This is a genomic window from Pseudomonas sp. ZS1P83 (genome assembly GCF_054897825.1).
Genome location: NZ_CM142706.1, coordinates 3,677,242 through 3,691,233 on the forward strand (window position 1 = coordinate 3,677,242; position 13,992 = coordinate 3,691,233).

Below are 13,992 nucleotides of genomic sequence, written 5' to 3' on the forward strand. Positions count from 1 at the left end.
CGTGGGAACGATCTTTACTGATGCTCTGCCAGGAATTTCAACAGCGCTTCGGTGACGAACTGCGGGTTTTCAAGGTTGGAGATATGTCCCGCCTCCGGCACCAGCAGATACGGGCAACCGATCAACTCGGCCATCTCCCTCGTCTCCGATGGCGGTCGCGGTTTGTCCTGATCGCCACACAGCACCAGCGTGGTTTCAGGATTCAACTCGCCCAGGCGCGTCAACAGATCATCACGCCCAAACGTAATTCGCCCCATCGGCACGATGCTCTCGCGCAGGCGTTCAGACAGCAATGCAGCCAGTTTGGCGCGAAAATCCTGATACAGCGCCGACTGCGGATCGATGCCCGGACGGAAGAAGATCGGCACCACGATATCGAGTAGCTGCGGCGCAATCATGCCGGTGTTTTCGATCTGTTTGAACAGCGAGAAATAGTATTGGCGAGTCGGTTCGGGTTCGACACCGACGTAGGTGTCCAACAGCACCAGAGCGTTGATCCGCTGCGGAACCGACAGCGCTAAACGCACACCCCACATGCCACCGACCGAGAGACCGACCAACGTGACGCGATCGATGTCCAGATGATCGAGCAACGCCAGTGCCTGACGTGCGATGTCATCCAGCGATTTCGTGCCTTGGGGTAGCGGCCCGGATTCACCGTGGCTGATCCGACTTGCCCGCGAAGGGGCCCGCACAGACGTTAGAGAATCAAAGCCCCTCCAACTCCGCCATCAGATCATTCAGACGATCCACCTTCTCCTCGGTGATATCGCTCGCCGCCAGCCCATCGATGTATTCGGCCAACTCCGTCACCGTGCTGCATTCGAACATCGCCCGCAGCGGCACATCACGTTGCAGGGCTTTCTGCACCCGCGAAGCAATTTGCGTCGCCAGCAATGAATGCCCACCCAGCTCGAAGAAGTTGTCACGCACCCCCACCTTCTCGACCTTCAGCACTTCGGCCCAGATATCAGCCAAGGTCAGCTCCAGCTCATTGCGTGGCGCCTGATAGTCCTGGCTCTGCAACTGGCCGATTTCCAGCGCCGGCAGGGCCTTGCGGTCGAGTTTGCCATTAGCATTCAGCGGCATCCGGTCGAGCCATAACCAATGCACCGGCACCATGTATTCCGGCAGCTCGGCACGCAGCCGTTGCTTGATGCGCTCCAGCCGTTCGGTCGGATTCAGCGCCGAGTCAGCCGCTACCAGATACCCAACCAGGTGCTTGCCGTTGACCCCTTCCTGCACACCCACCGCCGCTTCGCGGACTTCCGGTTGCTCATGCAGACGCGCCTCGATTTCGCCCAGTTCGATGCGATAGCCGCGGATCTTCACTTGATGGTCGATACGCCCGACGTATTCCAGCACGCCGTCACTGCGACGACGGGCCAGATCACCGGTGCGATACAAACGATCACCGGGCGCACCAAACGGGTTCGGCACAAACACTTGAGCTGAGCGCAAAGGTTCACTGACGTAGCCACGGCCGACACCGGTACCGGCCACGCACAACTCACCTACTGCACCCAACGGCACCAATTCCAGCGCGCCGTCGAGCAGGTACAAACGGTTGTTGTCGGTCGGCGTGCCGATCGGCAAATAACTGCCGCGAGTCGACGCCATGTCGACACGGAAGAACGCCACGTCATCCGAACACTCCGCCGGACCGTAGGCATTCACCAGTCCGATCTGCGGGTAGCGCAGCAGCCACTGGTGCGCCAGCTCCGGCGGCATTGCCTCACCGGTTGGCAGCATCCAGCGCAGTCCGTCGAGGCCCATGCGTTCCTGGGTGAGCATGCCCTGAATCAGCGAAGGCACGCTTTCCAGCACGGTGATGCCCTGCGCCGACACATGCGCCAGCAACCCTTGCGGATCATGGGCGATGGTGTTCGGCACGATGTCCACCCGAGCGCCGAACAGCGGTGCGGCGAGGAACTGCCAGACCGAAATGTCGAAACTTTGCGAGGCGGTTTGAGCGATCACATCGGCATCGCTCAAATTCAGGTACGGCACCTTGCTCAACTGGTTGTTGAGCATGCCGCGTTGCTCGACCATCACGCCCTTCGGCAGGCCGGTTGAGCCCGAGGTATAGATCACGTAAGCGAGGTTGTCCGGACCACTGTAGACACCCGGATTGACCACCGAAACATCGCTCGCCTGCACCTCTTCCCACACCAGCAACTTCGGCCGATTGGCGCAACTGAACTCATCCAGTAGCGCGACGGCTTGTTCACGACAGGCCTCAGTGCAAACCAGCAACGGCGTGCGGCTCAGGTCAATGATCCGGCTCAGACGCTGACTCGGCAGGCCCGGGTCCAGCGGCAGGTAACCGGCGCCCGCCTTAAAGCTGCCGATGATCATGCCCAACAGATCGAGGTTACGTTCCGCCAGCAACGCCACCGGTTGATCCAGTCTCACGCCAGCGGCGATCAAGGCGTGACCGAGACGGTTACTGCGCGCATTCAGCTCAAGGTAGCTGTGCTGCTGATCCAGGCAACTGGCGGCAATCCGATGCGGATGCTGAGCGACTTGCGCTTCGAACAAAGCGACGTAGCTCTGCTCCAGCGGATAGTTGTGTTCACTCTGATTGCAGCCATGGATCAGGAAATCCTGCTCTTCGGCCCCCAGCAGCGGCAAGTCAGCCATGTCGCCATGGAAACCTTCGACCAGCGCCAACAGCAACCGCTTGAACTCGCCGAGCATGCGTTCGACGGTCGACTCATCGAAATAACGCTGGTCGTAAGACAGGTGCAAGCCCAGGTCATCGCCCGGATAGCAGACCGCCGTCAGCGGGAAGTTGGTGTGGGTTCGGCCCGAATCCGACGTCGCGTTGAGGCTCTGCGCACGGTCCAGTACCGAGACTTCCACCGGGGCGTTTTCGAACACGAACAGGCTGTCAAACAACGGCTGGCCCTTGGGCAGTTCGCTGTTTTCCTGAATGCTCACCAGCGGCAGGTATTCGTACTCGCGCAATTGCATGTTGCTGTCGAGCAAGCCACTGAGCCATTGACGAACGCTGCACCGCTGATCGTCCTCGGGCATCTTCACCCGCAGCGCGATGCTGTTGATGAACAGCCCGACGGTGCGCTGCATCGCTGGCATTTCCACCGGGCGCCCGGCCACCGTAACGCCGAACAACACGTCGCGATCGCCGCTCAAACGTCGTAGCACCAACGCCCACGCCGCTTGAGCGAAGGTGTTGATGGTCAACTGATGCGCCTGAGCCAGTTCGCGCAGTTGCGCACCGTCACGGACATCAAGCCTTGTGTAAAGGTCGCCGACGATCATGCCGCCGCTTTCACCGGCATGCTCACGCAGGAACGGCCGGTCGCTCGGAATCGGTGTGGTCCGCTCGAAGCCTTGCAGGTTGGTTTTCCACCACTGCCGCGCCTCGGCCGGGCTCTGGCGCTGCAGCCAGCCAATGTAGTCGCGATAGCGCGGTGGCACGGCCAGCTGCGCGTCTCGACCTTCGCCCAGTGCGGTGTAGATTTCGAAGAAATCGTTCATCAGCAGCGAGCGGCACCAGGCATCGATCAGGATGTGGTGGTTGCTCATCATGAACCAGTAACGCGCTGCGCCCACCCGGATCAAACGCAGGTGGAACGGTGCCTGATTGAGCAGATCGAACCCGGCCTCGCGCTCGCTTTTGAGCAGTGCCTGCAACTTCGGCTCCTGCTCGGCATCGACGATTGCAGTCCAGTCCAGATACTCGATCGGCGTGCTGCCTGGCTTGTGGATAACTTGCAGCATGTCTTCGCCGACGTTCCAGCAGAACGAGGCGCGCAGGGCTTCGTGACGGGCGATGACGGCTTGCCAGGCCTGGGCGAAACGCTGCGGGTCGAGCTCGCTGTTGATGCGGTAGCGATCCTGCATGTAATAAAGGCCGGTGCCCGGTTCCAGCAAGGTGTGCAACAGCATGCCTTCCTGCATCGGGGTCAGCGGGTAGACGTCTTCGATGGCGGCGGCCGGGATGGGCAGCGCGTCGAGTTGTGTCTGGGTCAGTTTCGCCAACGGGAAGTCCGACGGCGTCAGGCCACCCGCATCGTCGCCCAGACAATGCTCGATCAGGCGCTGCAATTCGCCGAGGTAAGCGTCTGCCAGTTCAGTGATGGTCTGCACATCGTAGCGTTCGGCGCTGAAGGTCCAACGCAACACGAGTTCACCGCCATAGACCTGGCTGTCGACGCTCAGCTCGTTGGGCAGCGGCGCGCGAGGATCATGGGCCGCGCCGACCGCTTGATCGAGAGGCAGGAACAAGGCGTCCGCGCCGAAGCTCTGGTCGAACTGACCGAGGTAATTGAAGGTGATCGGCGCCACCGGCAAGGCAGCCATGGTCTGCCGGCTCGAGTCATCGGCGAGATAACGCAACACGCCATAACCCAGACCTTTGTGCGGCACCGCACGCAGTTGTTCCTTGATCGCCTTGATCGAGGCGCCCTGCCCGGCGGCTTCTTCAATGTTCAGCGGCATCAGCCGCAGCGGATAAGCACTGGTGAACCAGCCGACGGTGCGCGTCAGGTCGATTTCGTCGAACGGCGCTTCACGGCCATGGCCTTCGAGTTGAATCAACGCCGACGCGTGACCGCTCCAGCGGCACAGCACGCTGGCCAATGCAGTCAGCAGCAAGTCGTTGACCTGGGTGCGATAGGCACTCGGCGCTTGCTGCAACAATTGTCGGGTGAACTCGCTGTCGAGGCGCACGCTGACGGTTTGTGCATGACGATTCTGCTGGCCACCTTCGGAGCGATCACACGGCAACTCGACGCTTTCACCGGCCAGTTGCGACTGCCACCAGCTCAGTTCTTCACGCAGGGATTCGCTGCCGGCATACGCCTGCAAGCGTGCGGCCCAGTCCTTGAAGGCACTGGTTTTCGCCGGCAGTTTTGCCGACTGCCCCGCGTCCAGTTGGCGATACACCGTTTGCAGGTCGTCCAACAGCACCCGCCACGAAACGCCGTCCACCACCAGGTGGTGAATGGTAATGAACAGCCGTTGTTGGCCCTCGGGACCGTCGACCAGCAGCGCCCGCATCAACGGTCCCTCTTCGAGGTCGAGACTGCGCTGCGCATCGGCGAACAGTGCCGCACATTTGTCCATGGACGAAACGCGCACTTGCCACAACACCGGCGCGTCGCAAACCGCTTGGTGCTCGGCCTGCCATTGACCTGCGACTTCGGTGAAACGCAAACGCAAGGCGTCATGCTGTTCGATCACCGCCAGCAATGCTTGCTCGAGGCGATGGGGCTCCAGGACCACTGTCGGCTCCAGCAGCAATGCCTGGTTCCAGTGTTGGCGCTGAGGGATGTCGGTGTCGAAGAACCAGTGCTGGATCGGCGTCAACCGTGATTCGCCGGTCAGCAAACCTTGCTCAGCCGTGACCTGCTCAGTACGGGTCGCCACGGCGGCCAGGGTCTGTACCGTCTGGTGCTGGAACAGGTCACGCGGGCTGAAGTGAATGCCCTGCTGCCGCGCACGGCTGACCACCTGAATCGACAGAATCGAATCGCCGCCCAGTTCGAAAAAGTTGTCGTTGAGGCCGACCTTTAAAACGTTCAGCACTTCGCACCAGATCGCGGCCAGCGTCAGTTCAAGCTCATTGCTCGGCGCCACGTAATGCTGACGGTTCAGCTCAGGATCCGGCGCCGGCAATGCGCGGCGGTCGAGTTTGCCGTTGGCGGTCAGCGGCCAACGAGCCAGCAGGATCAGGTGCGTCGGCACCATGTAATCCGGTAATTGCGATTTCAGGTGCGCCTTGAGGGCTTCACGCAGTGAGGCTTTTTGCGCTTCGTCCTGTTCGGCCACGTCTGTCACCAGATAACCGACCAATTGTTTGCCGCTCGGTGCGTCCAACGCCAGAACCACCGTTTCACGGATCGATTCATGCTCCAGCAGGCGGGTTTCGATCTCGCCCAGTTCGATGCGGAAACCACGAATTTTCACTTGATGGTCAATGCGCCCGAGGTACTCCACCAGACCATCGGCGCGCTGACGCACCCGATCGCCGGTGCGGTACAGACGCCCACCATTGGTAGCAAAAGGATCGGCGACAAACCGCTCGGCCGTCATGCCCGGACGCTGGTGATAACCCTGCGCCAGCCCGGCACCGCCGACGTACAACTCGCCGGTCGCGCCTTGCGGCACCAACGCCAGATCGGCATCGAGGATGTAAGCCACCCGAGCGCCAATCACGCTGCCGATCGGCACACTGCCCATTCCCTCTTCAAGCTGCTCGGGCGCCAGACTGGCCAGCGGCATGACCACGGTTTCGGTCGGGCCGTAGGCGTTGAAAAACAGATTCGGCTTGAACGCCGCGCGAATTCGCGCCAAGTGTTCGCCCGTCAGGGCTTCACCGCCGGTGATGCACAGGCGCACCGGCAGAGTTTCACCCTGAGTCGCCAGCCACTGCGCCAACTGGCTGCCGTAGCTTGGGGTGAAGCCGAGAATATTGATGTTGTGACGGCGAATCAGACCGCAGATTTCTTCCGCATCCCACTGGCCCTGAGCGCGCAGAACGACTTGAGCACCACTCAACAACGGCACCAGCAAACGCTCGGTCGCGGCGTCGAAGTTGATTGAATAGAAATGCAGCTCGCAGTCGTCCGGGCGCATGCCGAAGCGCTCAATCACGGCGCGGCAGTGCATGGCGATTTCACCGTGGGACACCACCACGCCTTTTGGTTTGCCGGTAGAGCCAGAGGTGTAAATCAGGTACGCCTGATGTTGTGGCAGGCTGATAAACGGCAGCTCGGTGGCCGGGTAATTGGCCAGTGTGGCGGCGGCCTCTTCCAGGCACCCGCGAGCCACGGTGGGCGGCAGTTCGCCAAGTGCTTCGAACATCGCCGCATCGCTGAGCAGCAAACCGATGCCGCTGTCTTCGATCATGTAGTGCAAACGATCCAGCGGGTATTCCGGGTCCAGCGGCACGTAGGCGCCGCCAGCCTTGAGGATCGCCAGCAGGCCGATGACCATTTCCAGCGACCGCTCAAGTGCCAGACCGACCCGAACCTGCGGCCCTACGCCACGCTCGCGGAGCATCCAGGCCAGGCGATTGGCGCGGCTGTCGAGTTCGGCGTAGCTCAGGGTTTGCCCGGCGAAAGTCAGTGCGGGTGCATCTTTGCGGGCCAGGGCCTGCTCGCTGAACAGGTGATGAATGCACTGGTCGAGTCGATGTTCGCCCGGCTCGATGCCGAGGCTGTCGAGCAGGTTTTGCTGTTCAGTGGCTTCCAGCATTGGCAACTCACTGAGGCGCTGTTGCGGATCGGCCAGCAGCGCTTCCAGCAGGTTGCGCCAATGCCCGGCCATCCGCGCAATGCGTGGTTCATCGAACAGATCGGTGCTGTAGGTCAGGCAGCAACCCAGGCGATGGTCGAGGTCGGTGACTTCCAGGTTGAGGTCGAACTTGGTCGCTCGTGCATCGTTGGCCAAGTACTCGACGGTCATGCCGGCCAATGTGCGGCTCTGCTGAAATTCCCAGCGCTGCACGTTGCACATCACCTGGAACAGCGGGTTGTAAGCGGCGCTGCGCGGTGGCTGCAAGACTTCAACCAAGTGATCGAACGGCAAGTCTTGATGGGACTGACCTTCAATCACGGTGTGGCGAACCTGCTCGAACAACTCACCCACGGACATTTGCCCGTCGAGTTGGCAACGCAGCACCTGGGTGTTGAGGAATGCACCAATCAACCCTTCACTTTCCGGACGAATCCGGTTGGCCACCGGCGCGCCGATGCGCAGGTCGGTCTGGCCGCTGTAGCGGTAAAGCAGCACGGCCAGCGTGGCGGTCATGGTCATGAACAGGGTCAGACCGTTTTGTGCATTGAAGGCGCGGACCCGGGCGGCAAGGTCATCGCTCAAGTCGAAACGGAACAGTTCACCCTGATGACTTTGCACGGGCGGACGTGGGCGGTCGGCGGGCAACTCCAGCAGCGGATGTTCACGCCCCAGTTGCGCGGTCCAGTAATCGAGTTGGCGCTGACGTTCGCCGGACTCCAGCCACTGACGCTGCCAGACGCTGTAATCCAGGTAGTGCACCGGCAGCGGTTGCAGCGGCGATTCGCGGTCATCGACAAAGGCTTCGTAGAGCGCGCTCAGTTCCCGAGCGAAGATGTCCATCGCCCAGCCTTCGGTGACGATGTGGTGCAGGGTCAGCACCAGGTAGTGTTCCTGCTCGGCGGTTTTGACCATGCAGGCGCGCAACAGGGGTCCGGTTTCCAGATCGAAAGGTTTATGCGCCTCGTCGTCGGCCAGTTGCTGGACGCGCTGTTCGCGGTTATCAACGTCGAGCGCGCAGAAGTCCTTCCAGTCCATGCGCATGCCGGTTTCCGGGTGAACCCGTTGCTGGGCCACGCCGTTGATGCTCGGGAACGTGGTGCGCAAGGTTTCGTGACGCATGATCAATGCTTGCAGCGCTGCTTCAAAGCGCCCGACATCAAGCACCCCGCGCAGCCGCGCCATGCCGCCGACGTTGTAGGCCGGGCTGTCCGGTTCCATCTGCCAGAGGAACCACATGCGCTGCTGGGAATAGGACAACGGCACCGGTTGGCTGCGGTCGACTTTCTCGATGGGCGGCTGCTGGTTGGTTCTGCCGCTGGCCTGAATCAAGCGAACCTGTTCGGCAAACGCACCCAGCTCACTGTTTTCGAACAGCGCGCGCAACGGCAACTCGACGTCGCAGGCCTGACGGGTACGGGAGATGATTTGCGTGGCCAGCAGCGAGTGGCCGCCGAGGGCGAAGAAGTCGTCGCGCAGACCGATTTGCGCCAGGCCTAATACTTCACGCCAGATGCCGGTGATTTGCTGCTCGAGTGCGGTGACCGGCCCGACGTGTTCGCGCACTTGCCATTGCGGTTCCGGCAAGGCGCGACGATCGAGTTTGCCGCTCGGGCTCAGGGGCATTTCGTCCAGACGCATCATCTGCGCCGGGACCATGTATTCCGGCAGTTCGGACGCCAGCGCTATTTTCAGGCGGGCGGTTAGAGCGTCTTCGGTTTCGCTGGTTTCAGTGGCGGTGTAGTAACCGATCAACTGTGCGCCGGACGCTGTTTCGCGCACCAGCACCACGGCTTGAGCGACGCCGTTCTGAGCCAGCAGGCGTGCTTCGATTTCTTGCGGTTCAACGCGAAAGCCACGCAGCTTGACTTGCTGATCGAGACGGCCGAGGTATTCGATCACACCGTCGGCAGTCCAGCGCGCACGGTCACCCGTGCGGTACAAACGAGCGCCCTGCTCGCCCAGCGGATCGACGATAAAACGTTCGGCGGTCAGGCCTGGACGACCCAAATAGCCGCGCGCCAACCCGATGCCACTGATGCACAGCTCGCCCGGCACCCCGGCCGGAACCGGATTGAGTGCCTCATCGAGCACGCGGCACAGCACATTGCCCAACGGACGACCAATCGGTGAGCGTTCGCCATCGGCGGTTGTGCAGTGCCAATGGGTGACGTTAATCGCGGTTTCGGTCGGGCCGTAGCGGTTGTGCAATTGCACGGCGGGCAGTTGTTCCAGCACGCGGTTGCGCAGTTCGGCGGGCAAGGCTTCGCCACCGGAGAACACCCGACGCAGGCTGGTGCATTCGGCGGTCAGCGGTTCGTCGATGAACAGCGCCAACAGCGGCGGTACGAAGTGCAACGTGGTCACGCCATACGCTTGAACCAACTGCGCGATGCGATGCGGATCACGGTGCTCGCCGGGGCCGGCGATCAGCAAGCGTGCACCTGTCATCAGCGGCCAGAAGCACTCCCACACCGACACGTCGAAACTGATCGGCGCCTTTTGCATCAATACGTCAGTTTCGTTCAGGCGATAGGTGTTCTGCATCCATTGCAGCCGCTCGGCGAGGGCTGCGTGGGTGTTGCCGACGCCCTTCGGCTGGCCGGTGGAACCGGAGGTGTAAATCACGTACGCCAGGTTGTCGCCGTGCAAGTGCAGACCCGGTGCGTGGCTCGGCCAGCTCTCCAGATGCAAGGCGTCCATGGCGATCACGCTGACGCCGTCGGCGGCCGGCAGGCGGTCAAGCAGCTCGGTCTGGGTCAGCAGCAATTCGACGCCGCTGTCGTTGAGCATGTAGGCCAGGCGCTCGGCCGGGTAATCCGGGTCCAGCGGCACGTAGGCGCCACCGGCCTTGATGATCCCTAGCAGGCCAATCAGCAACTGCGGCGAACGCTCGGCAGCGATGCCCACGCAGACGTCCGGACCGACGCCCTTGTCGCGCAGGTAATGGGCCAGGCGGTTGGATTGGGTGTGCAGTTGCGCGAAGTCCATGGCGCCACCGTCCCACATCAGGGCGGTGCGCTCTGGGGTCCGGCGAGTCTGTTCGTTGAGCAATTCGGGCAGCCAGACGCTGGCCGGCGTACACGGTGCGGCGCTCCACAATGCTTGCTGATCGAGCTCGGGCGGGTTCAGCAGTTGCAGGTCGCCGATGACGGTTTTCGGTTGCTCGCAGATCGCCCGCAGCAGGTTGCTGAAGTGCTCGGCCAGACGCTCGATGGTCGCGGTGTCGAACAGTTCGCTCGCGTAGTCGAAGGACAGACTGAGGCGACCATTACGGTCCTCCTCGCTGTGCAACTGCAGGTCGAATTTGGCTTCGCGGCTGTGCCACGGCAGCTCTTCGGCCAGCAACCCAGGCAAGCGACGCAGTGCGCTCAAGTCCCGCTGCTGGTGGTTGAACATGACCTGGAACAAACCTTGTTCGCGGGCTTGCGGAAAGGCTTCGAGCAATTGTTCGAACGGCAAGTCCTGATGCGCTTGTGCACCCAACGCGGCCTGACGGGTTTGCGCCAGCAACTGCACAAATGGCAGCTGCGAATCCAACTCGGCGCGCAGCACCTGGGTGTTGATGAAGAAGCCGATCAGCCCTTGGGTTTCCAGGCGCGGACGGTTGGCGTTCGGCACGCCGATGCGGATGTCGCGCTGGCCGCTGTAGCGGTGCAACAGGGTCTGGAACGCGGCGAGCAACAGCATGAACGAAGTGGATTGATGGGCCAGGGCGGTCTGGCGAATGGCTTCGCTCAGGGTCGCACCCAGCTTCACGCCATGGCGGGCAGCACTGTGCGTGTGTTGCGCCGAGCGCGGATGGTCGGTGGCCAGGCTCAGGGTTGGATGCTCATCGCCCAATTGCGCTTTCCAGTACGCCAGCTGACGCTCGCCCTCCCCTTGCGCCAGCCATTGGCGCTGCCAGCTGCCGTAGTCGGCGTATTGCGTGGGCAATGCCGCGAGCGTCGCTGTTTGTCCTTGGGACGCTGCGGCATACAGGCGCGAGAACTCATCGATCAGCACGTTCAGCGACCAGCCGTCGGCGATGATGTGGTGCATCGTCACCAACAGTTGATGGTCCTCTTCATCGAGGCGCACCAGGGTCACCCACAGCAGCGGGCCATTTTTCAGATCGAATTGAGTACGGGCTGCGTCCTCACGGATTTGCTGCGCACGGACTTCACGCTCGGCAACCGGCAGGTCGCTGATATCGATGAGTTGCAGGTTGAATTCGCTCGCGGCATCGACCTGTTGCAGCGCCACACCGTCACGCTCAAAGAACCGAGTGCGCAGGGATTCGTGACGCTCGATCAGCTGCTGGAAACTGGCGCGCAAGGCGTCTTCATCCAGCCCGCCGCGCAAGCGCAAGGCGCCGGGAATGTTGTAGGCGCTGCTCTGCGGGTCGAGTTGCCAGGTGATCCACAGACGATTTTGCGCCCGCGATTGCGGCATGGCTTCTGTGCGTGACAGCGTGGTGATCGAGCCTTGGGCGAGGCGACCATCCTGCTGTTGCTGAGCGACCGCGGCGGCAAACGCGCCTAGGGTCGGCGCTTCGAACAGCAGGCGCAGGTTCAGCTCCAGAGCGAGTTCTTCGCGCAGACGCGCGACCACCTGAGTGGCAGCGATGGAGTTGCCGCCCAGCAGGAAGAAGTGATCGTCGGCGTTGACCTGTTTGACCTGCAATTGCTGGCACCAGATCTGCCCGATCAAGGCTTCCAGCTCGGAACCTGATTCGGTTTTGGATTCGCCCTGAACGGCAGCCGACGGGAACTGCGCATAGCTGTCGAGGCTGCCGTCCGCCAGGCGATTGCGGCATGCCGAGCGTTGCAGTTTGCCGCTGGAGGTCTTGGGCAGCGCCCCCGGATTGAGCAGCAGCACCACGTTCGGGGCTTCCTGATACGCCTCGGCCACGGCTTGGCGGATGGCTTTGATCAGGGCGTCGGGCGGGAGGATTTTCTGCACGCTGCGGCTGATTTCCGCCGCAATGCCGATGCCTTCCTGCCCCTCGATGTTGACGGCGAAAGCGGCGACCCGACCTTTGCGCACCACCTCCACTTCGCCTTCGATGGTTTGCTCGATGTCCTGTGGATAAAGGTTGTGACCACGCACGATCAACATGTCTTTCAGGCGCCCGGTGATAAACAGTTCACCGTTGCGCATAAAGCCCAGGTCGCCGGTGCGCAGCCAGGTACGGCCAGCGTGCTGAACGAACGTCTTGGCGGAGGCTTCGGGGTTGCGCCAGTAGCCGTGGGCGATGCTTGGCCCGGCGGCCCAGACTTCGCCGACCGTGTTGTCAGCCAGCTTATTGAGTGCAATCGGATCGACAATCAGCACCGCGTGATCCGGCTGACTGATGCCGCAACTCATGATCGGGCTGCCGTCGCCTGGCTCCGCACGGTTTTGTGCCAGGGCTTTATCGTCCACGCGCAGGTTTCCAATGCCCTGACCGCGAGGGCTGCCGGCCACGAACAGCGTCGCTTCGGCCAACCCGTAGGACGCCATGAAACTGTCTTGGGTGAAACCGCAGGCCGCGAACTTCTCGGCGAAGCGATCCAGCGTATCGAGGCGAATCGGTTCGGAACCGGAGTACGCCACGCGCCAGCCGCTCAGGTCGAGGCGTTCCAGGGCCGATTCGCTGATCCGCTCACTGCACAATCGATAGGCAAAATCCGGTCCACCGCTAATGGTGCCGCCGTACTCGCTGATCGCTTCCAGCCAGCGCAACGGCCGGCCGAGGAAATACGCCGGCGACATCAACACGCACGGCACGCCGCTGAAAATCGGCTGCAACAGACCGCCAATCAGGCCCATGTCGTGGTACAGCGGCAACCAGCTGACGATCACGTCGTCAGGATTCAGATCAATGCCGAAGCCGTGGCGAATCAGCAGTTCATTGGCCACCAGGTTGCCGTGGCTGACTTGCACCCCTTTAGGCAACGCGGTGGAGCCGGAAGTGTATTGCAGGAACGCGATGTGGTCGTCTGCAAGGTTCGGCGCCACCCAACGTTCGGCCAGGGCGCTGTCGAGGGTGTCGACACACAGCAACGGCGGCGCACCCTCTATTTGCTGCAACGCATCGCGCAGACCGGCGCTGGTTAGCAGCAGACGCGGTTCGGCATCGCTGATGATCGACAGCAGACGCTCCTGATGATGACGACGAGCCGACTCCGGCGGATAGGCCGGCACCGCGATCACACCGGCGTACAGGCATCCGAAGAACGCCGCGACGTAATCCGGGCCGCTGGGAAACAACAGCACCGCGCGATCGCCAAACGCAGCCTCGGCCTGCAACGCGCCAGCAATGGTCCGCGCCCGCTGATCCAGATCGCGATAACTGAGCACCACAGCCTGATCCTGGGTTTCGGCGAGAAAACGCAAGGCCACCCGGTCCGGCGTCAGGGCCGCTCGGCGCTGAAGGGCTTGGACCAGTGTGCTGGGGAGTTCGAACGCGTCGGTCATGAGGTTTCCTGCCTGAATTCGGCTTGCAAGTGAAATCGGTTTTCTGACGTCACGCCCTTCGAGGGCGTGCAGGACGCGGTCTTCGCCGACCGCGCGAGGCTTGGGAATGCTGTTTTGGCCGCAGCGGCTACCCGGAACCTTCACCAATGAGAACGGTTGACGTTTTGAAATAATTAGTCGGAAGGCCTGATCGCCAATGGGGCTGCGGTGCCGCAAGCGGGCGCCGCAAGCGGGCGCGTCAGCGTGTCGCAGTTCTCACTCTGCACCTTTGCCGAGCATTAGTTA

At 62.0% G+C, this 13,992-nt stretch carries 1 protein-coding gene and 1 pseudogene; both read right to left on the reverse strand.

All coding sequences use genetic code 11. The features are described 5' to 3' along the window. Positions 1 to 14 precede the first annotated feature (14 nt). Positions 15 to 680, reverse strand: a pseudogene (locus ACYZT0_RS17580) (alpha/beta fold hydrolase); the annotation flags it as partial. Positions 681 to 708: 28 nt separating this feature from the next. Beyond that, on the reverse strand, positions 709 to 13,707 hold the full coding sequence (locus ACYZT0_RS17585) for a non-ribosomal peptide synthetase (protein ID WP_462042309.1): 12,999 nt from the start codon (positions 13,705 to 13,707) through the stop codon (positions 709 to 711). Between the last annotated feature and the right edge of the window lie 285 nt (positions 13,708 to 13,992).

What these genes read in the sequence shown, in the direction of transcription:
- ACYZT0_RS17585 (WP_462042309.1), bottom strand. Translation starts at nt 13,707, where the DNA reads ATGACCGACGCGTTCGAACTCCCCAGCACACTGGTCCAAGCCCTTCAG.